26 protein-coding genes are annotated in these 23178 nt (G+C 65.5%); 11 read left to right on the top strand and 15 right to left on the bottom strand.

Translation table 11 applies throughout. From position 1 onward, the window contains the following. Nucleotides 1–18: 18 nt before the first annotated feature. The 3 genes from ACQY8M_RS37215 to ACQY8M_RS37205 form a co-directional block, all read right to left on the bottom strand. Nucleotides 19–831, bottom strand: coding sequence for an enoyl-CoA hydratase/isomerase family protein (locus ACQY8M_RS37215; protein WP_428667412.1), 813 nt, complete (start codon nt 829–831; stop codon nt 19–21). An 11-nt stretch (nt 832–842) separates the two neighbouring features. Continuing rightward, nucleotides 843–1823: an isopenicillin N synthase family dioxygenase gene (locus ACQY8M_RS37210; protein WP_428667410.1), complete on the bottom strand. Its 981-nt coding sequence runs from the start codon at nt 1821–1823 to the stop codon at nt 843–845. A gap of 322 nt (nt 1824–2145) precedes the next feature. After that, complete coding sequence (locus ACQY8M_RS37205) at nt 2146–2283, bottom strand: hypothetical protein (RefSeq protein ID WP_428667408.1); 138 nt, start codon at nt 2281–2283, stop codon at nt 2146–2148. Nucleotides 2284–2723: 440 nt separating this feature from the next. On the opposite strand from ACQY8M_RS37205, the gene ACQY8M_RS37200 reads away from it, so the two are divergent. The 4 genes from ACQY8M_RS37200 to ACQY8M_RS37185 all read left to right on the top strand — a co-directional run bounded on the left by ACQY8M_RS37200 (nt 2724) and on the right by ACQY8M_RS37185 (nt 8141). After that, complete coding sequence (locus ACQY8M_RS37200) at nt 2724–3974, top strand: MFS transporter (protein WP_428667406.1); 1251 nt, start codon at nt 2724–2726, stop codon at nt 3972–3974. Between the two features lie 640 nt (nt 3975–4614). After that, nucleotides 4615–6219 carry an ABC transporter substrate-binding protein gene (locus ACQY8M_RS37195; RefSeq protein ID WP_428667404.1) on the top strand — a complete coding sequence of 535 codons (1605 nt, stop codon included), beginning with the start codon at nt 4615–4617 and terminating at the stop codon, nt 6217–6219. 25 nt (nt 6220–6244) lie between these two features. Then, nucleotides 6245–7216 carry an ABC transporter permease gene (locus tag ACQY8M_RS37190; protein ID WP_428667402.1) on the top strand — a complete coding sequence of 324 codons (972 nt, stop codon included), beginning with the start codon at nt 6245–6247 and terminating at the stop codon, nt 7214–7216. A 10-nt stretch (nt 7217–7226) separates the two neighbouring features. Further along, nucleotides 7227–8141: an ABC transporter permease gene (locus tag ACQY8M_RS37185; RefSeq protein WP_428667400.1), complete on the top strand. Its 915-nt coding sequence runs from the start codon at nt 7227–7229 to the stop codon at nt 8139–8141. Nucleotide 8142: 1 nt separating this feature from the next. Here the strand turns inward: ACQY8M_RS37185 and leuD are convergent, their stop codons facing one another. From leuD to ACQY8M_RS37145, 8 genes are all read right to left on the bottom strand, one after another. Then, a complete protein-coding gene (gene leuD, locus ACQY8M_RS37180; RefSeq protein WP_428667398.1) occupies nt 8143–8745 on the bottom strand; it encodes a 3-isopropylmalate dehydratase small subunit in 603 nt (200 codons plus the stop codon). Between the two features lie 12 nt (nt 8746–8757). Beyond that, a complete protein-coding gene (gene leuC / locus ACQY8M_RS37175) occupies nt 8758–10158 on the bottom strand; it encodes a 3-isopropylmalate dehydratase large subunit (protein WP_428667396.1) in 1401 nt (466 codons plus the stop codon). 15 nt (nt 10159–10173) lie between these two features. Next, entirely contained in the window at nt 10174–11052 is an 879-nt protein-coding gene (locus ACQY8M_RS37170; protein ID WP_428667394.1) for an isocitrate lyase/PEP mutase family protein, read from the bottom strand. Beyond that, nucleotides 11049–11831: a GntR family transcriptional regulator gene (locus ACQY8M_RS37165; protein ID WP_428667392.1), complete on the bottom strand. Its 783-nt coding sequence runs from the start codon at nt 11829–11831 to the stop codon at nt 11049–11051. Before ACQY8M_RS37165 ends, ACQY8M_RS37170 begins: the two co-directional genes overlap by 4 nt. Beyond that, the gene (locus tag ACQY8M_RS37160) at nt 11828–12577 is read right to left on the bottom strand and encodes an ABC transporter permease (protein WP_428667390.1); all 750 of its coding nucleotides are present in this window, start codon (nt 12575–12577) and stop codon (nt 11828–11830) included. The genes ACQY8M_RS37165 and ACQY8M_RS37160 overlap by 4 nt, the downstream gene beginning before the upstream one ends. Continuing rightward, on the bottom strand, nt 12574–13323 hold the full coding sequence (locus tag ACQY8M_RS37155) for an ABC transporter permease (protein ID WP_428667388.1): 750 nt from the start codon (nt 13321–13323) through the stop codon (nt 12574–12576). The genes ACQY8M_RS37160 and ACQY8M_RS37155 overlap by 4 nt, the downstream gene beginning before the upstream one ends. Before the next feature lie 144 nt (nt 13324–13467). Continuing rightward, complete coding sequence (locus ACQY8M_RS37150; RefSeq protein WP_428667386.1) at nt 13468–14277, bottom strand: ABC transporter ATP-binding protein; 810 nt, start codon at nt 14275–14277, stop codon at nt 13468–13470. After that, nucleotides 14274–15257, bottom strand: a complete 984-nt coding sequence (locus ACQY8M_RS37145) for an ABC transporter substrate-binding protein (RefSeq protein WP_428667384.1) — start codon at nt 15255–15257, stop codon at nt 14274–14276. The genes ACQY8M_RS37150 and ACQY8M_RS37145 overlap by 4 nt, the downstream gene beginning before the upstream one ends. Nucleotides 15258–15540: 283 nt before the next feature. On the opposite strand from ACQY8M_RS37145, the gene ACQY8M_RS37140 reads away from it, so the two are divergent. The 4 genes from ACQY8M_RS37140 to ACQY8M_RS37125 all read left to right on the top strand — a co-directional run bounded on the left by ACQY8M_RS37140 (nt 15541) and on the right by ACQY8M_RS37125 (nt 17496). Then, entirely contained in the window at nt 15541–15669 is a 129-nt protein-coding gene (locus ACQY8M_RS37140; RefSeq protein WP_428667382.1) for a hypothetical protein, read from the top strand. Nucleotides 15670–15824: 155 nt separating this feature from the next. After that, the gene (locus tag ACQY8M_RS37135) at nt 15825–16808 is read left to right on the top strand and encodes an isopenicillin N synthase family dioxygenase (RefSeq protein WP_428667380.1); all 984 of its coding nucleotides are present in this window, start codon (nt 15825–15827) and stop codon (nt 16806–16808) included. A gap of 75 nt (nt 16809–16883) precedes the next feature. Continuing rightward, nucleotides 16884–17132 (top strand): hypothetical protein, encoded by a 249-nt coding sequence (locus tag ACQY8M_RS37130; RefSeq protein ID WP_428667378.1) that lies wholly within the window; start codon nt 16884–16886, stop codon nt 17130–17132. 10 nt (nt 17133–17142) lie between these two features. Next, a complete protein-coding gene (locus ACQY8M_RS37125; protein WP_428667376.1) occupies nt 17143–17496 on the top strand; it encodes a DUF1622 domain-containing protein in 354 nt (117 codons plus the stop codon). A gap of 60 nt (nt 17497–17556) precedes the next feature. Here ACQY8M_RS37125 and ACQY8M_RS37120 read toward each other — a convergent pair whose 3' ends face one another. Beyond that, a complete protein-coding gene (locus ACQY8M_RS37120; RefSeq protein WP_428667374.1) occupies nt 17557–17817 on the bottom strand; it encodes a glutathione S-transferase N-terminal domain-containing protein in 261 nt (86 codons plus the stop codon). Between the two features lie 96 nt (nt 17818–17913). Between ACQY8M_RS37120 and ACQY8M_RS37115 the strand changes: the two genes are divergently transcribed. Together ACQY8M_RS37115 and ACQY8M_RS37110 are read left to right on the top strand one after the other, a co-directional pair. After that, on the top strand, nt 17914–19002 hold the full coding sequence (locus tag ACQY8M_RS37115) for an ABC transporter substrate-binding protein (protein ID WP_428667372.1): 1089 nt from the start codon (nt 17914–17916) through the stop codon (nt 19000–19002). Between the two features lie 68 nt (nt 19003–19070). Further along, complete coding sequence (locus tag ACQY8M_RS37110; protein WP_428667370.1) at nt 19071–19805, top strand: cobalt ABC transporter substrate-binding protein; 735 nt, start codon at nt 19071–19073, stop codon at nt 19803–19805. Between the two features lie 3 nt (nt 19806–19808). Here ACQY8M_RS37110 and ACQY8M_RS37105 read toward each other — a convergent pair whose 3' ends face one another. Beyond that, nucleotides 19809–20183 (bottom strand): Rid family hydrolase, encoded by a 375-nt coding sequence (locus ACQY8M_RS37105; RefSeq protein ID WP_428667368.1) that lies wholly within the window; start codon nt 20181–20183, stop codon nt 19809–19811. A gap of 36 nt (nt 20184–20219) precedes the next feature. Between ACQY8M_RS37105 and ACQY8M_RS37100 the strand changes: the two genes are divergently transcribed. Then, on the top strand, nt 20220–21098 hold the full coding sequence (locus tag ACQY8M_RS37100) for an alpha/beta fold hydrolase (RefSeq protein WP_428667366.1): 879 nt from the start codon (nt 20220–20222) through the stop codon (nt 21096–21098). Between the two features lie 47 nt (nt 21099–21145). On the opposite strand, the gene ACQY8M_RS37095 is transcribed toward ACQY8M_RS37100, so the two are convergent. Next, nucleotides 21146–21979 carry an enoyl-CoA hydratase gene (locus ACQY8M_RS37095; protein ID WP_428667364.1) on the bottom strand — a complete coding sequence of 278 codons (834 nt, stop codon included), beginning with the start codon at nt 21977–21979 and terminating at the stop codon, nt 21146–21148. Then, complete coding sequence (locus ACQY8M_RS37090) at nt 21976–23151, bottom strand: amidohydrolase family protein (RefSeq protein WP_428667362.1); 1176 nt, start codon at nt 23149–23151, stop codon at nt 21976–21978. Before ACQY8M_RS37090 ends, ACQY8M_RS37095 begins: the two co-directional genes overlap by 4 nt. Nucleotides 23152–23178 lie beyond the last annotated feature (27 nt).

The following is a 23178-nucleotide window of genomic DNA, read 5'->3' as shown; positions in this document are numbered from 1 at the left end:
TCGCGCGATCCCATCAGATCAGCGGTATTTCGCCCGAGCGCTTTGCGGGGTGGGCAGGCGGTGCCGGTCCGCCGGATCCTTCCAGCCCTTGAAGTTGGGCTTGCGCTTCTCCGCGAACGCGGCGCGCGATTCCATCAGGTCGTCCTTGTCGCCGTGATTGTGCAGCGCCTCGGCCAGCATCTGCATCTCGGGGCTCGCGGCCGGCCGCATATGACGCATCATGTGCACGGTGTTCACCCGTGACGCGGGCGGCAGGGTGAGCAGGTGCTCGGCCATGCTCATCGCCGTCGGCATCAATTCGGCGGCATCGACGATGCGATTGAGGAAGCCGACTTCGTAGAAGCGCTGCGCCGTAAAGCGGAAGCCCAGCGCCATCTCCATCGCGATCGGATAGGGCAGGTTGGCGACGTGACCATGATTGTAACCGCCCAGCAACCAGCGCTTGGCTTCTGAGACCTCGAACACCGCCTCGCGCACGGCGACCCGCAGGTCGGTGCGCTCGACCAGCATGAAGCCACCACCCATGGCGAAGCCGTTGATCGCACCGATCACCGGCTTCTCGAGCGCACCGCTCATGAACGGGTCTTCGATTGCCGGACGCTGGCCGCCAGGCTTTCCTTTCTCCAGGGATTCCTTCATGTCCTCGCCGGCGCAGAAGCCTCGGCCCGTGCCGGTGAAGATCGCGACCTCCAGCTCCTTGTCGTGACGGAAGTCGGTCCAGATCTGCGCAAGCTCGCCGCGAATCTCCGTGTTGAGCGCATTCAGCCGCTCGGGCCGGTTCATGCGCACGACGAGCACTTGCCCGTGACGCTCGGTTTCCACCACGGCCATGATTCTCTCCTCTATTCGGCGGCTTGCAGCAGGTCGTAGGTGCGCTTCTGATAAGCGATCATGTAGTCAGTATAGGTCGTCGTCGGATACTTCGGCGGCTTGTCCGGGCCGACGCAGGTCGGCACTGCGGCGATCGGCCAGTCGATCGTGGCGTCGCAGAAGAAGGCGAGCGCATAGCGTTCGCGGCCGCTGCGATTGATCGCGCGATGCGGCGTCGCCAGGAAGCGGTCGTTGGTCCAGCGCAGCAGGAGCTGGCCACCATTCACCACGAAGGCGTCGGGAATTGCTGGCGCATCCATCCACTCGCCGTTGCGCTTGCGGATGGCGAGCCCCGGCACTTCGTTGGGGGCGAGCACTGTCAGGAAGCTGGTGTCGGTGTGCGGCGCGATGCCGAACTCGTCTTCCGGCGTCGTTTCGGGCTGCGGCGGATAGTGCGTCATGCGCAGCTTGTACTGGTAGTCTTGAAATGCCGCATCGAACCAGACCGGCGGCAGGTCGAGCGCGACGGCATAGAGCCGCACGAGCTTCTGCACCAACCGATCCATCGCATTGCAGTAACCCATCACCGAGTCGCGGAACCCCGGCAGGTCGGCAGGCCACTGGTTGGCGCTGCGGAAGCGCTTTCCGGCGACGACGTCGGGATGGTCCGCCGGCAGGTCGCGGGCGATGAACAGCGCCTCGTTGAGGTTGGGTTTGGTGACGGTCTGCACCACCGACGTCCGCAAGGTGTCGCCCTTCATCGGAAGGTAGCCGACATTGTGCTTGTCGATGCGGATCTTCATCTTTTCGTCGAGCGGCAGCGCGTGGAAGCGTGCGGCCTGCTCATAGGCGTCGCGGATCAGCGGCTGCGCAATCCCGTGATTGACGATGAAGTAGAAGCCGACCTCCGTGAGGGCGTGCCGAAGATCCCGGGCGGCCTGCTGCAACGCGCCCGGCTCGCCGGCAAGGGTGGGACCGAGGTCGATGATGGGAATGGTGGCATGCGCGGACATGCTCAACAATAGCGCGGCCGTGGAGGAAACAACAATGCTGACCCGCCGCGCTGCCGTCAAATCATTGGCCGTCTCCCTGCCGTTCCTCGGCGCGAGGGGAGTGCGGGCAGCCACGGGTCCTGCGGTCGGCGCCGACTGGGAGAAGGGTTCCGCCAGGGACGCCGGCTACCGTGCGAGACGCTGGACGAGCTGGAACTGGAACTCCGTACTCTGCCAATGACGGCCTTCATGATCGTGACCGACGGCAGGCTGGTCTACAATGACGCCGACCTCGTACAGGCCTGCTATCCGCCTCGGCACGCAAGTCGATCCTGTCGATGCTCTACGGCAACGACGTTGCCAACGGCACGATCGACCTCGATAGGACGTGGCCGAGTCCGGTATCGGCGAGCCCGACGGCCTGCTGCCGATCGAGGACCGCGAAGTGCGCGACCTGTTGCTCGCCGGCTCCGGCGTCCATCACCCGGCCGGCTTGACGATGCCAGCAGTCCGCCACGCGGATCGAAGGAACCGGGCAAGTTCTTCCAGACGAGGAAGACATGAATTTCTTCGACTTCCCCTGTCTGCGGGGAAGGTGCCGAAGGGCGGAAGGGGGTTCACGGCTACTTCATCTCGACATTTTTGCTCAACCACGAGACCAACCAAGTTGCGAGCTCTAGGAGCGTGTCGGACTTTACATCCTTGCCGCCGATGAAGAGCTGCCCTGGCTGCCGATGGTGAGCGGCTCGGCCCGCGCAGCGGCAACGCCGATGAACAGCGCCAACACAGCAAGACGGATTGTCTTGTTCATTGCTTCCCCCAATGAAGTTCAGGACTGCCGCCGCGAGATGAGGTGTCGGAGGGTCTTCGTTGCGCGATGAGAGCAGGTATTCGCGCGATCGTCATCTTACACTGGCGGCGATGAAACCCCCGCCGCTTCCCCGTTTCCTCGCGCCGCGCCTGCCCTTCTACTACGGCTGGGTCGTGCTGGGTTGTCTCTGCCTGGCGGGCTTCGCGCGGCAGGGTCCGGCGGTGGCCGTGCTGTCGGTCTTCGTCGTGCCGATGACCGAGGCGTTCGGCTGGACGCGCATGGAGATCGCGGGCGCGGTGTCGCTCGGCGGCCTGATCGCAGCCTTCCTATCGCCGATTCTGGGCCCGATGCTCGACCGGCATGGTGCGCGCCTGATGCTGTGTCTCGCCGTGCTCGCCACCGGATTGTCGACCATGGCGCTGTCGCTGACGCAGTCGCTCGTGGTGTTCTACCTGCTGTTCTGCTTCGCGCGGATGGTCTGGGCAGCGCCGTTCGATCTCGGTCTCTATGGCGCGCTGAACAGCTGGTTCGTTTCGCGCCGAACAATCGCAACATCGATCGCGACCGTAGCGCAGATGTCGGGGCTCGTCGCACTGCCGATGATCGCCCAGTTCGCGATACACGACGGCGGCTGGCGCAGCGGATGGATCGCGGTCGGCGCGACGGTCCTGGCTATCGGTTTCCTGCCGGTATGGTTGCTGCTGGTGCGTCGGCCGGAAGATCTCGGCCTTCTGCCTGACCAAGCCAAGCCCGGTGCCAAGGCGGCCGCGCCGGAACCGCGCTTCAGCCGCGCCGAGGCCATGCGCACACGCGCCTTCTGGATGCTGTCGCTGTACACCGTGCTGGTCTTTCCGGTGCAGGCCGGCGTCAGCCTGCATCAGGCCGCACACCTGATCGAGCGCGGCCTCACGCCGATCGCCGCCGCGACGGTGATCAGCGTGTTTTCGGTGATGACGGCGGTGGCGAGCTTCGGCGTCGGCTTCCTGCCGCGGCGATTGCCTCTGCGCTACACGATGTCGGTCCTGGCCGTGCTGCTGACGATCGGCACTTTTGGCCTCATCGGGGTAGCGAGCGTCCACGCCGCCTATCTGGCGGCGGGCTTCTTCGGTCTCGGGATCGGCGGGATCATGACCTTGCTGCCGGTGGCCTGGGCCGACTATTTCGGGCGCGAGAGCTTCGGCGCCATCCGCGGGGCCGTTCTGTCGGTGCAGACACTGGCGCAGGCGGCAGGACCGCTGTTGTCCGGCATGCTGCGCGACTGGAGTGGCAACTACACCTTGTCGCTCACGGTGTTCGGGGCGCTGGCTGGCCTCTCGGCATTTATCGCGCTCGCGGCCCAGCGGCCGCGCGTCTCGAACTGAACGGCTTGCGGCGGCTGTCAGCTTCCCGTAAGGTTTTCGCAGCCCGAAAGAGGCTGCGCCTGCCAAAGGTGGGCAGCACGACGAGGAAACAGGCTTCACTTTAGAAGAGACGACGGATCTGCGGCAGGACGTGCGCATCAGCGAGTTCGCTCGCCATGGCCGCTCGTCCTGCCGTCAGTCTGGCGCAGGAAGACCGTATGCCGCCATTGCTGGAGTACGGGCGCTTCATGGCGAATTTCGCACCGGTGCGGACGGCGTCCGCGCCGTCGATGACGTTCCCCATACTGTTACTGTCGAGACCGGCCTGGCCGGCATTAGCCGCGCCCTTCGGCTCGATCCAGAGTTCATCGCCGGTGACGAGGCAGTGCCGGCGCTCCGACCTGTCGATCCAGGCGCAGGGTGTCTACCTGCTGGAGGGCCTGCGCGATCGGTTTGGGCGTCGCGCGCTTTCCTGCCACCCAGGGCGGGGTGCCGAGTCCCGTCGATCCCCATCGGGTTGCATGGTCCATCCGCTGCCCAAAAGGGAGTCGACTCCTGCAAGGCGGTGCGGCCGGAGTTGAGAGACGTACGCCCAGGCCATTGAGTGGCCTGTAGCGAGGCGAACCAGGGAGAGAAGACAAGACAACAACTGGAGGAAGCGATGAGCGTTCGCACAGGCGTGTGCGCTGCCACCGTTGCGCTGGCGGCGATGACGACGATCCCCGCGCTGGCGGAGGGACCACCTAAACGAGGCGGCACGCTGACATACATGATACCAGCGGACTCTCCGCCGAGCTTCGACGGGCATCGCGAAACGACCTTCGCCACGGTGCATGCCGTGGCGCCGTACTACAGCGTGCTGATCCGCGTCCCGCCCGACAATCCGGCATCGACAACCGAGTTCGTCTGCGATCTCTGCACCGAGATGCCCAAGCCGACCGACGACGGCAAGACCTTTACCTTCAAGATCCGCGAGGGTGTGAAGTTCCACGACGGCAGCAAGCTCACGGCGCAGGATGTGGCCGACAGCTGGAACCGCATCGTCTTCCCGCCGCAGGGCACGATCAGCGCGCGGGTCAGCTACTACGCCATGGTCGACAAGATCGAGGCGCCCGACGATTCGACGGTCATCTTCCGGCTCAAGCGGGCGACGACGGCCTTCCTGCCGGCGCTCGCCGATCCTTTCACCTGGATCTACAAGAAGGAGATCCTCGCCAAGGATCCGCACTGGTACGAGAAGAACATCATGGGCTCCGGCCCGTTCAAGTTCACGGCTTACGAGGTCGGCCAAGCGATCAGGGGCGTGCGCAATCCGGATTACTATCACAAGGGCCAGCCCTACCTGGACGCGATCGAGGGAATCTTTGCCGACAAGCAGTCGGTCAGGGTCGACGCCCTGCGCGGCGATCGCGCTGCCATCGAGTTCCGCGGCCTGCCGCCGTCGGCACGCGACCAGCTCGTCAAGGAGGCGGGCAACACCATCGCCGTGCAGGAAAGCGACTGGAACTGCGGCAACCTCATCACCTTCAACCACAAGAAGAAACCGTTCGACGATGTCCGGGTGCGGCGCGCGCTGCAGCTTGCGGTCGACCAGTGGAAGGGTGCCCCGGCGCTGTCGAAGATCGCCACCGTACGCACCGTGGGCGGCATCGTCTTCCCGGGATCGCCGCTCGCGGCCACCAAGGAGGAGCTGCAGCAGATCGCGGGCTACTGGCCCGACATCGAGAAATCCCGCGCTGAGGCCAAACGCCTGCTTAAGGAGGCGGGCGTGGAGGGCCTGAAGTTCGAGCTGACCAACCGCAACGTCGACCAGCCGTACAAGTACGTCGGCACCTGGCTGATCGGCGAATGGAAGAAGATCGGCGTCACTGCCGAGCAGAAGGTCGTGCCGACCGGCCCGTGGTTCCAGGCGATGCGCGGCGGCACCTTCGACGTGGTCGTCGAGGCCAACTGCCAGAGCGTGGTCAACCCGGTGCTCGATACCGGCAAGTACCTGCCGGCGAAGGTCTTTCCCGAGAACTTCGGCGGCTATGACGACCCCAAGTCGATCGAGCTCTACGAGAAGATGCAGCTCGAGACCGATCCGAAAGCGCAGCGTGCCGCCATGCGCGCCTACGAGAAGCACACGCTCGACACCGAGGCGCACGGGATCGTCATGCCCTACTGGTACCGCATCGTGATGGCGCGGACCTACGTCAAGGGCTGGAAGATCAGCCCAAGCCACTACCTCAACCAGGATCTCGCCAACGTCTGGCTGGACAAGTGAGTCCGTCGCGGCGGGAGCGGGACGGATGCATCGCTATATCGTGACCCGGCTCCTGCTGGCAGTACCCACGCTGGTCGGAGCCGCAGCGTTGGTCTTCGTGCTGATGCGGCTGATCCCGGGCGACGTCTGCGTGATCCGCATGGGCTCCGGCGGGGCGCATGTGAACCAGGCGGCGGTCGAGGCCTGCCGACTGCAGCTCGGCCTGAACGAGCCGCTGATCCTGCAGTTTTTCCACTTCCTCTGGAGTTACTGCACCTTCGACTTCGGCATTTCGATGTGGTCGGGCAATCCCGTCTCCAAGGAGATACTGACCCGCTTGCCGGTGTCGCTCCAGATCGCAGTGATGGCGACGGTGATCGCCGTGGCGATCGCCATTCCGCTCGGCACCATCTCGGCGCTCAAGGAGAACACCTGGCTCGACCATGTGGTGCGCATGGTGGCGATCGCCGGTATCGCCACGCCGTCCTTCTGGCTCGGCATCATGTCGCTGGTGCTGGTGCTCGATATCACCTACCTCGCGACTGGCAAGCCGTGGCTGCCGCCGATCGATTACGTGTCGTTCTGGAAGGACCCGTTGCGCAACCTGTCGATGGTGGCGCTGCCGGCAATCACGGTTGGCTACCGCTATTCCGCGGTGACCATGCGCATGACCCGCTCGGCCATGCTCGAGGTGCTGCGCGAGGATTATATCCGTACCGCGCGCGCCAAGGGCCTGCTCGAGCAGATCATCGTCAACCGCCATGCGCTCAAGAACGCGCTGCTGCCTGTGGTGACTCTCATCGGCATCGAATTCGCGTTCCTGATCGGCGGGCTGGTCGTCACCGAGCAGGTCTTCAACCTGAACGGCATCGGAAGGCTTTTCGTGCAGGCGGTGCAGAACCAGGACAACGTACTGGCGCAGGCGCTGGTGATGCTGGTCGTCGCGGTCTTCGTGGTCAGCAACCTGGTGGTCGACGTGCTGTATGCCTGGCTCGACCCGCGCATCCGCTTCTCGTGAGGGATTTCGCATGACCGCCGCCGTCCCCAACCCGGAAGCTGTCGCCGCGCCCCCGGTCGAGGCGATGTCCGAACCCAAGCGCTCGGCGCTGCGCATCGTCGGGAGGTTCTGCCGGCGCCAGCCGCTCGGCACCTTCGGGCTCGTGCTGGTGCTGGTGATGTTCGCGGCCGGCATGCTGGCCGGCTGGATCGCGCCGTTCGATCCGGAGGAGAACGACTTCAACGCCATGATGGAGGCGCCGAGCTGGCTGCACCTGCTGGGCACCGACCAGCTCGGCAGGGACATCTTCTCGCGTCTGGTGTACGGCGCGCGCACGGCTCTGATCGTGGGCTTCAGCGCCGCCATCATCGGCGGCCTGATCGGTCTGGTGCTGGGCGTCAGCTCGGCGTATTTCGGCGGCTGGTTCGATCTCGTCTTCCAGCGCGTGCTCGACGTGCTGATGGCCTTCCCGCTGATCATCCTGGCGCTGGCGGTGGTCGCGGTGTTCGGCACCGGCGTGTTCAACGTTATCGTCGCCATTACCATCCCGCTGATCCCGCGCTGCGGCAGGGTCGTGCGGGCAAGCGCACTGGCGGTGCGCGAGGTGCCCTATGTCGACGCGGCGCGGGCGCTGGGCTTCAGCCATGCCCGCATCGTGCTGGCCCACATGGTGCCCAATGTCGTGGCGCCGTTCCTGATCCTGCTGTCGGCCTTCGTCGGCCAGGCGATCCTGGCCGAGGCATCGCTGTCCTACCTCGGACTCGGCGTGCAGGAGCCGGTGCCGGCCTGGGGCCTGATGCTGCAGGGTGGCGCCGAGGAATATGCGACGACGGCACCCTGGATTGCCATCTTCCCCGGCCTGGCGATCGTACTCACCGTGCTCGGCATCAGCCTGTTCGGCGATGCCCTGCGCGATGCGATTGATCCAAAGCTCAGGGTTCGGTGAGCTACAGCCAGGGCATTTCTTGCCGTTGCCGGGCCTCGAACTTGGCGATGTCGCTCTCGTAGCCGAGGGTGATCTTCACTTCGTCGGCGCCCTTCAGCAGCATGTCCTTGCGGAAGGGATCGATCTCGAAGGCGTCCTTCTGGCCGTCAGGGCCGACCACCGTCTGCGACGGAAGATCGATCGAGATTTCCGCACCCGGCAGCTCGTGCAGGATGACGCGAATGCGCGCCACCCGATCGGCCGGCAGGCGGATCGGCAGGCAGCCGTTCTGGAAGCAGTTGTTGAAGAAGATGTCGCCGAACGACGGGGCGATGAAGGCGCGGAAGCCGTTGTCGACCATCACGGTCACGGCGTTCTCGCGCGAGGAGCCGCAGGCGAAGTTGTAGTTGGCGACGATGATCTTCGCGTCCTTGTAAGCCGGGTTGTTGAGGGTCACGCCCTCGCGCGGCCGCCCGTTTGGATCGAGCCGGAAGTCGTGGAAGTAGCCCTCGATCTGCTGCGGCCGCAGCCTGCCGAGATACCGTGCCGGGATGATCTGGTCGGTGTCGATGTTGGCCTGGTCGAGCGGCACGGCGACGGCGGTGAGGGTGGTGAAGGCGTCCATGTTCTTATCCTCCTAACCCAGCAGCTTGCGGACATCGGTGAAGTGGCCGGTGACGGCCGCCGCTGCGGCCATCGCCGGGCTGACGAGGTGGGTGCGGACGCCCTGGCCCTGGCGGCCGACGAAATTGCGGTTGGAGGTCGAGGCGATGCGCTGGCCGCGGGTGCCGACATCGCCGTTGACTCCAATGCACATCGAGCAGCCGGGCTCGCGCCAGTCGAAGCCGGCGTCGCGGAAGATCTTGTCGAGCCCTTCCGCCTCGGCCTGCTCCTTGATGAGTCCCGAGCCGGCGACGACCCACGCCGGGATCTTGGCCTTTCGGCCCTTGGCGACGGCCGCCGCCGCGCGGATGTCCTCGATGCGGCTGTTGGTGCAGGAGCCGATGAAGACGCGGTCGACGGCGACGCCGTCCATCGGCGTGCCGGGCTTGAGGTCCATGTACTCCAGCGCGCGCTTCATGTTCTCCTGCTTGCCGGCGTCGGGCGCGGAAGCGGGATCGGGCACGCGGCCGTTGATCGACAACACGTCCTCAGGGGAAGTGCCCCAGGTCACCATCGGGGAGATCTCCGCGGCGTTCAGCGTCACCTCCGTATCGAAGGTCGCGCCTTCGTCGCTCGGCACGGTCCTCCAGAAGGCCATCGCCTTGTCCCAGTTCTCGCCCTTGGGCGCGAACGGCTTGCCTTTCAGGTAGTTGAAGGTGACCTCGTCGGGCGCGACCATGCCGGCGCGGCCGCCGGCCTCGATCGACATGTTGCAGAGGGTGAGGCGGCCTTCCATCGACAGGCCGCGGATCGCGCTGCCGGCATATTCCATCACATGCCCAACCGCACCCGCGGCACCGATCTTGCCGATGATGGCGAGGATGATGTCCTTGCCCGTGATGTGCGGGCTGAGCGTGCCCTCGACGGTGATGCGCATCGACTTCGGCTTGCGCTGCCACAGGCACTGCGTCGCCATGACATGCGTCACTTCCGACGAACCGATACCGAACGCGAGCGCGCCAAGCGCGCCGTGGGTCGAGGTGTGCGAATCGCCGCACACCAAGGTGATGCCGGGCTGGCTCAGGCCCTGTTCGGGGCCGACGACATGGATGATGCCCTGCCGCGCATCGCCGAGGTCGAACAGCGTGACCCCTGCCTCGTTGCAGTTGGTCGTGATGTCGTTCAGCAGCCGGCGGTGATCGGGATCGGGCACGTCCTTGGTACGGCTGTCCGTCTTCACGTAGTGATCGGGCGTGGCGGCGGCGCGGTCGGGGCGGCGCAGGCCCATGCCACGCGCCTTCAGGCGCGTGTAGGCCGGCGAGGAGCCGTCATGCATCAGATGACGGTCGACGTAGAGCAGCGTGTAGCCATCCGGCCGGTCCACCACGACGTGGCGTTGCCAGATCTTCTCGAACATGGTCCGCGGGGCGGTCATCACTTGGGTCCTTTTCTACTCAGCGGCGGCTTTGAGCTCGTCGCGGAACGCGGTGCGACGGACATCCCAGTCGGCGGCGCCGAAACGGGCAAACGTCTTGGCCGGGGAGGACTCTACCAGCGGCGGCGGATACTTGCCGAGTCGCTTCGTCTCCGCGAGCGTCTGGTCGCAGATGGCGATGATGTTGCCTAGCAGAAGGCCGGGCAGGATCGAGATCGCATAGCCTATGCGCTCGGCGTCGGCGAGCGCGATGTCCGGGGTCTTGCCGCCGCGCACCATGTTGAGCAGGCAGGGCCCCTTGACCAGCGCCGGCACCTTCTCGACCTCCTCCATCGTCTGTGGCGCCTCGACGAACACCGCGTCGGCGCCGTTGGCGAGGGCGAGCTGGGCGCGCGCGATCGCCTCGTCGAAGCCGGCCACCGCGCGCGCATCGGTGCGCGCGATGATCGTGAAGTCGGGCGTGCGCTTGGCCGCTGCTGCGGCGCGGATCTTGGCGACGTAGTCCTCGCGGCTGACCAGCTCCTTGTTCTCGAGATGGCCGCAGCGCTTGGGGAACACCTGGTCCTCGACATGGATCGCGGCGACGCCGGCGCGCTCGAACTCCTGCACGGTGCGGAACATGTTGAGCTCGTTGCCGTAGCCGGTGTCGGCGTCGCTGATCAGCGGGATCGAGATCGAGTTGGCGATGCGCGAGGCATTCGCCACCATTTCGGTCATGGTGATCAGGCCGTAGTCGGGATAGCCGAGCGTGGCCGAGGTGCCTGCGCCGGTCATGTAGGCGGCTTCGAAGCCCGCCTGGTCGATCAGCTTGCCGGTGATGCAATCGATCGCGCCGGGCGCGACGATCATCTTGCCGCTCTTCAACATCGCACTGAATTTGGCTGCCTGGCTCATGACGATCTCCTTCTGGACTTGGTCTGCTTTGAACCCGGAACGAGCTGGTCGGCACCGAGCTCGAAACGGAGGGTGAGGCGCTCGGGCACGGCAAGCATCTCGACGTATTCAACGGCGCGGCCATGTTGGTCGAGCATCATGCTGCGCAGGTCGATCAGCGCGGCGCCGACCTTCACGTCAAGACGCCGCGCCACGACCGGCTCGGCCAGCGTCGCCGACACGATCTGCTCGCCGGCCGAGATGTTCGCGCCGGCGCGGGCAAGGAGCTGGAACATCGGGATGCGGTCGAGCTCGGCCTCGGTGAAGCTGCTGCCGAGCGTCTCGGGCACGTAGCTGGTGAGATGCATCACCGGCACGCCGGCCTGGCTGCGAATGCGCACGGCGCGCTGCACTGGTTTGTCGGTCGCATCCCACAGCCGCTCGCGCAGGAGAGCGGGCGCCGGGCCGTAGCCGAACTCGACGACCTGCGCGACCGTCTCCGCGCCATAGGCCGCAATGTTGGAGATCACCGATGCCATCGGCATGCGGAGCGGACGGCCGAGCGGCTTGACCGTGGTTCGGCGGCCCGCGCCACGCTCGATGAGCCCGGCGCTCTGCAGGCTGGCCATTGCGCGGCGCACAGTGATGCGCGAGACGTTGAACAGCCTGGTGAGCTGCTCCTCGGTCGGCAGCAGCTCACCTGCGCCATAACGGCCGGTGGCGATACCGTCGGCAAGCACCAGGTAGATCTGGTGATGCAGCGGGGTGCCGAGGTCGCGGGCGATGGCGATGCCGGTCATGCCGCCGATCCGCGATGCAGGCGACGATCGATTGCCAGCAGGATCGAATTGGCGCCGACCGCGAACAGCGAGATCAGCACGGCGATCGACAGGATGGTCTGCACGTCGTTGAGGTCGATCGCCGTCATCAGCAGGAAACCCAGCCCGCGCTGCGAGGCGAACAGCTCACCCAGCATCGTGCCCAGAAGCGTGAGCGAGAAGCCGATGCGCAGCCCCGTGAAAATCTCCGGCAGGGTGGCGGGAACCAGGATGTGCCAGCCCGTTTGGGCCGGGGTGAGCCGCATGGCGCGGCCGGCCCGCAGATAGGTGCGGTTGACGTTGCGCACGGCGTTCATGGTGAACAGCACCACCGGAATGATGCCGTGCAGCGCGCCGAACGCGACCTTGGCCGGCATGCCCAGCCCGAACAGCAGCAGGATCACTGGATAGAGCGTGATCTTGGGCAGCGAATAGAGTCCGACCAGGATCGGCTCGGCCACTTCTCCCGACAGGCGGTGCCCGCCCAGCAGAACGCCGATGCCGACACCACCCAGCACGGAGATCGCCAGAGCCTGGGCGAAGGCAAGGCCGGTCTCGGCGAGATGGGGCAGGAAGCGCTTCTGCCCGATCATCTCCCACATGTACTCGAGGGTTGGCAGCGGCGCGGTGAGAGCGGTGTTCCCAGCCCACTGGTGCAAGACCTGCCACACCAGCAACAGCGTGACGGTGAGCAGCAGCGGGCCGCGCAGGGAACGGATGGCAGTCACAGGCCACGCTGCCGCGCCAGCCGCCGCTCATAGGCGAATACCAGCAGGTTGAAGGAGGTGGCGATGCAGAGCACGAACAGGATGAGGCCGTACATCTTCGAATTGTCGAAGTTGTCGTAGGCGAAGGCGATCTCGTGGCCGAGGCCGCTGGTCGACAGGATGAACTCGCCCGCGATGACGCCGATGAAGGAATAGGTGACGGCGAGCTTCAGCCCGGAGAAGAGATGCGGCGCGGCCGCCGGCAGTCGGATGTGCCAGATCTCGGACAGCAGCGAGAGGCGCTGCATGCGCGCAGTCTTGATCAGCACACGCGGGATGCGGTCGAGGCCACCGAGCGTCGCCATGATCATCGCCACCATGGCGAACAGGGTCGCCAGCACGATCAGCGGCATGGCGCCCAGGCCGAAGATCACGATCAGCAGTGGATAGAAGGCGAAGTGCGGTAGCGAGTAATAGGCCGCGAGGAACGGATCGAAGGTGCGGCGCAGCGGCGGCAGCCAGTAGAGCACGCAGCCCAGGGCAAAGCCGCCGACGATCGACAGGCTCATGGCGATGCCGACCGACGACAGTGTCTGGCGGATGTCGTCATTGAACTCGCCCGAGGCCAGCAGCTTCACCATCGATTCGACCATGGCCGACGGCGCGATGATCAGCTTGGGCGAGATCACGCCGGTGCGGCACAGCGCCTCGACCGTGCCGAAGAAGGCGATCAGGACGAGCGTGCGAATCCAGCCGGCCTTGCTCATGCCTTCCCCCGCAGAATCTCCGTCGTCCCGACCGGAGCCGAGCGCAGCGAGGCGGAGTGGAGGGACCTGCTCATGCAACCTCTGCCGGGATGAGCAGGTCCCTCGACTGCGCTTCGCTTCGCTCGGGACGACGGGAAATTGGGCTCATGACGCGGCCGCCTTCCCCTGGCCCATCGCCAGCATCGATTCCGTGCGGAGCAGCGACCACAGGCGCGAGGTGACGGCGCCGAAATCGGGCCGCTCGGCGAGACGCGAGTCGCGGTCGCGCGGCCAGCCGGTCTCGACGACATCGATGAAGCGGCCAGGCCGGGCCGACATCACGCCGATCCGGTCGGAGAGGAGGTTGGCCTCGTCGAGCGCGTGGGTGATCAGCAGGATGGTCGCCGAGGTCTCGCGCCACAGCCGCAGCAGTTCGTCGCCCATCAATAGACGCGTCTGCTGGTCGAGGGCGCCGAACGGCTCGTCGAGCAGGATGAGGCGCGGCTGCAGGACGAGGGTGCGGGCGATGCAGACCCGCTGGCGCATGCCGCCCGAGAGCTGGCTCGGATAGGCGCGGCTGAAATCGTTCAGCCCCATGAAGCCGACCGCGAAGTCGACACGGCGGCGGATCTCGCCGGCCTCGATGCCGAGCCGGCGCAGGCCGAACGCAACGTTGTCCTCGACGGTCAGCCAGGGAAACGAGGCGTCTTCCTGGAAGACCACGCCGACGCCGTCCGGCACGGTGCCGACGACCGATTTGCCTTCGAACTCGACCGTGCCCTGGCTCGGTAGAGCAAGGCCGGCCAGCACGTCGAGCAAGGTTGACTTGCCGCAGCCTGACGGCCCGACGACGCTGAAGAATTCGCCCTTGCGCAGGTCGAGCGACAGCGGACCCAGCGCGTGCACCGCCGCGTGCCCGGCACGCGGCGGGTAGATGCGCGAGACGTCGGTGAGGCGCGCGACGACGTTGTTCATTGCGTCCTGGACTGCAGGTCCTTCGGGATGAAGCGATCGTCGATCGCCGCCTTCCAGTCGACGGCGCCTGCGAGCGCGCCGGTCTCGATCAGCGACTGCGCCGTGAGATCCATCAGCTTGATCTTCAGGTCGCCGCGGCCGAACCAGTCCGGCGTCTGCTTCAGGAGCCCGGCCAGCGCCGACGCGGCGATGTCGGGCGGCAGGTTATAGCCCTTGGCCAGGCTCGCGGCTGCTTCCTTCTGGTTGGCATAAAGGAAATCGACGCCCTTGCGGCGGCCCTCGATCACGGCGCGCAGCTTGTCGCCTTTCTTGGCGATCATCTCGTCGGTCGTGATGCCCACGGTCTGGGTGTAGGGCGGCAGCTTGGCGTCGAGCCAGGGAATGATCTGGTACTTGGCGCCGGCCTTCATCTTCTGCGAGTAGATCGGCTCCGGAATGATGGCGATGTCGATCTTGTTGTGCTCGAGCGCGGTCAGGCCCGCGCCGAAATCGCCGATCGCCACCATGGTCACTTCGGACGGCTTGATGCCGTGTGACTTCAGGACGGCGAAGATGGTGCTCTCGCTGACCGATTTCGGCCGGCTGTAGACGAAGCGCTTGCCCTTGAGGTCCTCTGGCGTGTCGATCTTCTCGCCCGGTCGGGTCACCCAGAAAGAACTGGGCCCGTCGGTGCCGCCGCTGATGATCTTGATCGGGAAGCTTTCCTTGAGGGCGCTGAGCACCGCCGGGAAGGCGACCTCGGCGAACAGCGTGTCGCCCGCCATCATGTTGCGCACGCTGGTGCCGCCGCCCTTGGAGGTCAGGATGCTGGAGACATCGACGCCGGCTTGCTTGAAGTAGCCCTTGTCGAGCGCCACGGCATAGGGGGTACCGTAAAGCAGCGACGCGTAGTGGGTGACGACGATATCCTCGGCGCGGGCGGCGCTCGCGAGGCCAAGACCGAGCGCAAGCGCGGCCAACATCGTGCGAACCGATCTCATATGCGTCCTCCGGTTGGCAGGTCTCTCAGGGGACCAGCTCTCCTATTGTCATGACATTAGGACAATGCCCGCCGGAGGAGTCAACGCGGGCGCTTCGCTAGGCGGCTGCCGGAGGCTTTCACCGGCATATCACGGGAATGAGCGAGCCGCCCGGCGAAGCCCTTGTCGTTGAAGACATCGTGTACGCGCTGAGGCATTGCGGCCAATGGCCATGTGCCGGCCCGCAAGCTCGACGATGGCCGGGTCTGAACGAGGGTCCGTCGGTCCCTGCAGTATCTCGCGGATGCCAAGTCCGAATCGGGGCTGGCGCCTGCCCACCTTCGCGGTGGGCGACGCCTATCTCGTGACGATACTGAACTGGTTCGCCTTCGGAGGAGTCGACCTGAAGAAGTGGCCGACGCTCGCCGCCTAGCACCAGAAGCGCCTCAAGCGGCCATCGGTCGCCCAGGCGAGGGCTGTGGATATGGAGGTGCGCAGGCGCCGCCTCGCGGCCTGATTCCTGCACGTTGGCAGGGGCCCGGGCGGCGGATATCGTCACCCGGCGCGCCAGTCCCGGGAGTGTACGTCATGACCCTGTTGCAGAGCCGAAAGGTCGAGATCAGCGAAATTCCCGTGATCGACCTCGCCCGGCTCGGCCAGGGCCCGGCGGCACGGTCGCGTCTCTACATCGAGATGCGCGAGGCCTGTGAGACCACCGGCTTCTTCTACGCCCAGAACCATGGGGTCCCGGCTGCGGCGGCTGAGCGTGTCTTCGAGCAGTGCCATCGCCTCTTCGCGTTGCCCAAGGCCGAGCTGCAGGAAATGGCGATGACCAAGTCGCCGCTCTTTCGCGGCTTCCTCGAGGTCGGCCAGCGCGGCACCAACTTGCAGCGCCCGCCGGACATACTCGAAGCCTTCAATCTCGGCCAGGATCTCGGTCCGGATCATCCCGGGGTGATCGCCAGGAAGCCGCTGCATGGGCCGAACCAGTGGCCGAACCTGCCGGGCTTCAAGGAGGTGGTCGTCGAATGGCAAGGCCACATGAACGGGCTGATGCACACCATCCTGCGTGCCATGTCCGGCGCGCTGGACATCTCCTACGACAGCCTCTCGCCTTGGTTCGAGCAACCGCTCTGTCAGATGCGGCTGCTGCACTATCCGCCGCAGCCCCCGCAGATCGGCCACATGATGGGTGCGCGGCCGCACCAGGACACGTCATTCATGACCATCCTGCTGCAGGACGATCGCGGCGGGCTGGAGGTCGAGGCGCGCAACGGCGAATGGCTGCAGGCGCCGCCGCGGCCGGACATGTTCGTGGTCAATGTCGGCGAGTATCTCGAGCTGCTGACCAGCGGCGTGTGCTATCCGGCCAAGCATCGTGTGGTGAACCGCTCGGGCAAGGACCGCTACTCGGTGCCGTTCTTTTTCAGCCCGAACTTCGACACCATTGTTGATCCGCTGCCGGAATTCGCCGCCAAACCCAACGCGCGGCCGTTCAAGCCGATGCATATCGGCAACGACATGGCGCGCTTCTTCAACAGCCTGTGGCCGACGGTCGGCAGCGGTGGCTGAGGCAACCTTTGATCTTCATCAAGGCGGTCGAAAATCGGCTGCTTAGAATGTTGATGGAGATGAGGAGAGACAGTCATGCAGGCAACGGCGCTTGGTTGGAGTAACAACTTCCCGGCCGGGATAGCCCCTGCCGGAACGAGCGATTTCGATGCCCGACTGGACACGCTCCTGAAGCTCAAGCGTGCGATCGGCGCCCTTGCGCCCGGACGCGAATGTCACTTCGGCCGGATGATCGAGCAGGCGCGTGCCGATGACGGGGCGGGCAACCCGTCCGCGGCGGCGCGAGTGCTCGAGTTGCTGGCGCTCGAGCTGTGCGACGATTAGGGTGGAAACGGTGTCCCTCGATCATTTCGCCTCGGTCGCCGGCCGCGCCGTCGAGTTCGTCGGCATTGCGGTCCTGATTGCCGGAGCGGTCTTGGCCAGCATCGCCTTTGTCGTGCGGCTTGCGCGCGGCGCCACGATGCAGGCCGGCTACCATGAACTGCGCGCGGACCTCGGCCGGGCGATCCTGCTCGGGCTCGAGTTCCTGGTGATCGCCGACATCATCGGCACGGTCGCGGTCGAGCCAACCTTGCAGAACCTCGGCGTGCTGGCTGTCATCGTGGCCATCCGTACATTGTTGAGCTTCGCGCTCGAGCTGGAGGTCAGTGGCCGCTGGCCCTGGCAGAAGGGCACGCCCGCGGGCTGATCAGGCCAGCGGCACCATGACGTGGGTGCGGAGAGCGGGATGTCGCCCATCGTCAGATGATCAGTGGCAAGACCACAGCGTGCCGGCACCGTGCTTGGTCGCGAGATAGCGGATGATGGTGTTGGATTCCCACAGCACGAAGCCCGCGTCGTCCATTGTCGGAATCAGCCCCATCGGGTTCATGGAGCGATAGTCTGGCGTGTCGGTGCCGCCGAACGAGCCGCCGACATCGAGCCTTTCATGCGCGAGCCCGAGCTCGCCCACGCACCACATCACCATCTGGCTGTTCGAGGAATTGGCGCGGCCGTGGATGCGCAGCATGACAAGGCTCCGAATGGTCGAGCCCGTTTAGCAGAAGAAATGCCAGTTTTGGCCCACCGCTTGCAGCGGTGCGGCGGTTCGCGTTGGGGGAAAGAAATGAAAGGTTTCGTTGTCGGTGCTGCCTTCGCAGCCGTACTCCTGTCGGCTTTCGCCGCCTCCGCGCAGACGCCGCCGCTCAAGAAGGCGAAGTTCGGTGTGGGGACGCTGACGCTCAACATCACCTATCCTTGGGCAATGCTGCCGCCGGTGCTCGGCTACTGGAAGGAAGAAGGCTACGAGATCGAAGTCTTCGCCGCGCAAAGCTCATTGCAGGGCATCCAGCTCATGAGCGCCGGCAACGTCGACTTCGTCGAGGCCAACAGCGCGCCGATCATGCAGGCCGCCGCCGACATCAAGATCCCGATCAAGACCATCATGGTGAACACCGTCATCGACTGGTCGCTGGTTTCGGCCGAGGCCGGGCCGGTGCAGAAGCTCTCGGACTTCAAGGGCAAGACCATCGGCGTGGCGAGCCTCGGGACCGGCGGCGTTCCGCTGCTGCACGCCTTCCTGCAGGCCAATGGCCTGAAGCAAGACGACGACTACGCGCTGGTCGCCGTCGGCGGCGGACCGGGCGCGCTCGAAGCGCTGCGCTCCAATCGGGTGCAGGGCCTGATGTTCTGGGGCTCGGCGATCACCTCCTTCGAGGTCGCCGGCGGCAAGTTCAGATATTTCCACGATCCGATGTGGCGGCAGTATCCCGACTTCTCGGTGGCGACGCTGCAATCGACGATCGACCGTGACCCCAAGATGGTCGAGGCGATGGTGCGCGGCGGGGTGAAGGCTTCGCTTTTCGCCGCGACCAATCCCGACTGCGTGCGCAAGATCCAGTGGGCCAAGTATCCCGACACCAAGCCGACCGGCGGCAACGAGGCGACCCAGATCAAGGGCGACCTTCATCGCCTCGCAGGCCAGATGGACGGCATGAAGCAGGCGCTCGACATGGCCGGCGGCAAGCTGTGGGGCGCGGCGACGCCGAAGAACTTCGCCGACCTGGAACAGGTGTTCCTCGAGACCAAGGTGTTGAAGCAGAAGATCGCCAACCCGGCCAACTACTTGATCGGCATCCCGAACTTCTTCGAGAAGGTCAACGACTTCGACCACGCCGCCATCGTCAAGCAGGCACAGGAATGCAAGATTCCCTGAGAGGGACAGCGACGAGGGCTTGACTGCGAACGATTCGCAACCGACACCTCCTGTCGGAGGACGATGACATGCGCGCAATTCCCCTATTTGCCGTGGCCCTTTTGTGGGCGTCGACGGCGTCGGCCCATCATCTCTGGCTCGAGGCCGACGGCCAGAATCCCAGCCAGGGCGCCAAGCTCTATTTCGGCGAGTTCGACGAGAACGTGCGCGAGGCCTCGCCCGGCCTGCTCGACCGCTTCAAACCGCTGCCCGAGGCCAAGGTCATCGGAGGATCGGGCATGCAGCCGCTCAAGGTCGAGAAGACGCCGAGCGCCTTCGTGCTGAGCGGCGCGATCGCAGCCGGCGACAGCATCATCGCCGAGCAGGGGCTCGTGACCGAACGCAAGCAAGCCGACAAGGCGATCCGCACGCTCGGCACCCTGGCGGCACGCTGGGTGCCCGACTTCGCCGAGCGCGCGCCGGCACTGACTCTCGACGTCGTGCCGACCGGCAAGCCCGGCAGCTTCAAGGTGATCTACAACGGCAAGCCGTTGCCCAAGGCCAAGCTCGGGCTGAAGGCCGAATCGGGCTGGCAGCGCGAGCTGCACACGGACGAGAGCGGCGCATTCACCGCCGCCTTGCCGTGGCGCGGCACCTACGCGATCGAGGTCGAGCATCTCGACACCAAGGCGGGCGGCGAGGGCGCCATTGCCTATGATCGCAAGCGCTTCGTGACGACGCTGTCGTTCCGCGTCGCTGAGGGCCTGGAGGGCCCGGCGGCGCCGCCGCTCATCGTGCCCAAGCGCGCCGCGATGCCGGAGTAGCGCCTAAGGCAGAGCGGCGGTGATGATGATCTCGATCATGTCACCTTCCGGCATGATCGACTGCACGAAGGACCGCACCGGACCCCTGCCATCGGGCATCCAGCTCGCCCACGCTTCATCGAAGGCCGGCTTGTTGTCGTGGTCGGTGACGACGATCTCCGCCTTTACGATGCGCGTGCGGTCGAGTCCGTTGGCGTTCAGGTAGCCGTCGATCACGCCGAGGCAGCCGAGTGTCTGGACCTTGATGTCCTGCGTCCGATCAGGTGATGTCGCCACGGCCCACAGGAAGCCGCCACCGCCCGGCAGGCGATACACGGCGACGGAGGATTTGCTCGGCAGCGTCCGGTTCGGGACGCGCGTGATATCGTCGGTGCTCATGCGTGCGTTATGCAGCGACGTTGAAGGCGAGGAAACATGTTCTTCGAGAATTTCACCCTGACCGAAATTGCCGTTCCCGGCGGCACGATTCGCTTGCGCCATGGCGGCTCGGGAGCGCCCTTGCTGTTGGTGCACGGCAATCCCCAGACGCACGCGATGTGGAACGGGGTCGCGCCGGCGCTTGCCGAGCGCTTCACGGTGATCGCGCCCGACCTGCGTGGCTACGGCGGCTCGTTCAAACCGGAAGCGACCAGGGACCATGCGCCCTACTCGAAGCGCGAGATGGCGAAGGATCTCGTCGCGGTGATGGCGCATTTCGGTCACGACCGATTCAAGGTCGGCAGCCATGATCGCGGTGCCCGGGTCGCGCATCGCCTGGCGCTCGATTATCCCGACCGGGTCGAGAAGCTCGCCGTGCTCGACATCGTGCCCACGATCGAGCACTTCGAGCGCGCCAACATGGAATTCGCGATGGGCTACTATCACTGGTTCTGGTTCGCCCAGCCGCACCCGATCCCGGAAGCGGTGATCAGTGCGGCGCCCGATGTCTGGTTCCATGGCCACACGTCTCGCAGCCCGAAGCCGACCAACGTCTTCCATCCCGACGCACTGGCCGACTATCTCCACTTCGCACGCCAGCCCGACACGACGCGCGGCATGTGCGAGGACTACCGTGCCGCGGCGACCATCGATCTGGTGCACGACCGTGAAAGCCGCGCTGCGGGGACGAAGGTGCAATGTCCGATGCTGGTATTGTGGGGCAGCAACGGCAAGATCGGCGAATGGTACAAGCCTCTACCGTTGTGGCAGAGCTATTGCGCCAGCACCGTGACCGGCGGCGCCGTCAAGGCCGGCCACTACATCGCCGAGGAAGCGCCCGAGGCGACCTTGGAGTGGTTCGCGAGGTTTTTCTGAACTTCAGCGTCTTGCCTTCCCCCGTCTGCGGGGGAAGGCAAGAGGAGTCAGCCCGCTTTCTTGTTCAACATGCCGAACCGGTCCTTCGGGTTCTTCTCGCGTGCCGCCGCGCCGTAGGTGCCGAGCTCGATGCGGTGCGGGATGGTGAGCATGTAGTTCTTGAACGCGCCTTCCATCGACTCGCGCCAGCCCTGCGCGTTCTGCATCTCGTTGACCGAGGCTTTGGCGAACTTGAGCGCGAAGGGATCGCGCTCGGCGATCTGCTGGGCGAGCTTCATCGTCTCTTCCTCGAGTTTTCCACGCGGCACAACGCGGTTCACCAGGCCGAGCTTCTCGGCTTCGGCGGCGGAGATGAACTCGCCGGTGAAGAGATATTCCTTCGCCTTGCGCGGGCCGAGGTCCCACGGCATGGAGAAATACTGGACGTGGCTCCCGCCCCACTTAACGGCGCGATCGGCGAACAGCGCGTCCTCGCTGGCGATGATCAGGTCGCAGGCCGAGGCGATCATCATCCCACCCATGATGCAGTAGCCCTGGACCTGCGCGATGGTCGGCTTCGGCAGGTCGCGCCAGCGCATGGTGTTGTCGAAGAAGCGCTCCCACAGGCGGCGATACTCGCCCTTGAAGCCGGGCTCGAGCGGCGTCTTCTTCTGGTCTTCCATCTCCTGCGGCGAGCCGAGATCATGGCCGGCGGAAAAGTGCTTGCCGGCACCGGCCAGGATGATGACCCGCACCTCGGGATCGTCGACCGCGCGGAGAAACGCATCGTCCAGCTCCTCGAGCAGGATGCGGCTCTGCGCGTTCAGTACTTCCGGGCGGTTTGTGGTGATCTTGTGCACCGCTCCGGTCTGTTCCGTCAGCAAGGTGGTGTAGGTCTTCATGCGGCTTGCCTCAGCTCGGGCGCCAGGCCCGCGCCCATCAGGTCGACGAAATTGTCGCAATAGAAACGCTGCTTCTGCGCCTCGCTCGTGCCGGCAGTCTGCATCGAGGTCTCGAAGCGCTTGATCGGATTGCGGCCGCCCTCGACATGCGGATAGTCGGACGAGAACAGGCAGACCTCGTCGCCCGTGTTGGCGATGATCCAGCCCGTGTCCTCATGCGGGTAGGGCGTGACCCTCACCTGCCGCTTCACGAACTCGCTCGGCTTGAGCGACATCTTCTGCAGCCGCTCCTCGTTCTTGTAGAAGGCGTTATGTGCGCTATCCATGTTGCGGATCCAGCCCGGCACCCACGATGCGCCCTGCTCGATCACGCCGAACTTCAGGGTCGGAAATCGATCGGGCACGCGGTCCACGATCAGCGCGGTCAGCGCCTTCATTGGCGCGTAGCCGATCGCCATGTAGTCGATCGACTTGAAATTGTCGTCACCGCCATGGAAGTCCGGCACCGGCGGCAGTCCGTTGTTGAAATATGCCTTCTCGAGCAGCGTGCCGCCGCCGCCGACATGGAACACGATCGGCAGCCCCGCTTCCTGCGCCATCGCCCACAGCGGATCGAAGCCGATATGGCTCGGCGAATGGTCGTCCGGGCAGCGCGAGGGAATCAGAAGCGCCTTGGCACCCCTGTCGATCGCCTCGCGCGCGGCCTTTGCGGTGCGCTCGAAGTCGAGCAGCGGCACGTAGCCGGTCGGCAGCAATCGCCGGTCGACCGAGCAGAAGTCGACCATGTGCCGGGTATGGGCGCGCGCGACGGCATAGGCGAGGTCGTGGTCCTTGCCGCTTTCCAGCACGTTGGAGAGGTTGAGCAGGGCCGTGGTGAACATGAGCTGGCTGGCGAAGCCCAGCAGGTCGACCGAGCGCGTGCGGTCCTGCTTGCGCCATGAGCCGAGCGCGGCCCAGTTCTTGGCCAGCATGATCTGCGACTCGTCAAATGTCTCGCCGTCGGCGCGCTCGGCTTCCTGCAGCCGGCTGTGGAAGCCGTCGCGGCGCGGGAACAACGCGTCGTCGCTTATCGCGGCGCGGTACTTCGCCTCGAGATGATCGGCGAGGAAGCCCGGCACTTCCATGATGTGCGCATCGGCGTCGTGAATGACGCGCCCGCTGGCGTAGGGCATGGTTCCTCCGTCTTTCGTTGCCGGGAG

The sequence above is a fragment of the Reyranella sp. genome, assembly GCF_965279465.1.
In the GTDB taxonomy this organism is placed as follows: Bacteria; Pseudomonadota; Alphaproteobacteria; order Reyranellales; family Reyranellaceae; genus Reyranella.
The sequence above is the reverse complement of the archived record's forward strand: the minus strand, read 5'-3'. Positions and strand labels throughout refer to the sequence as shown.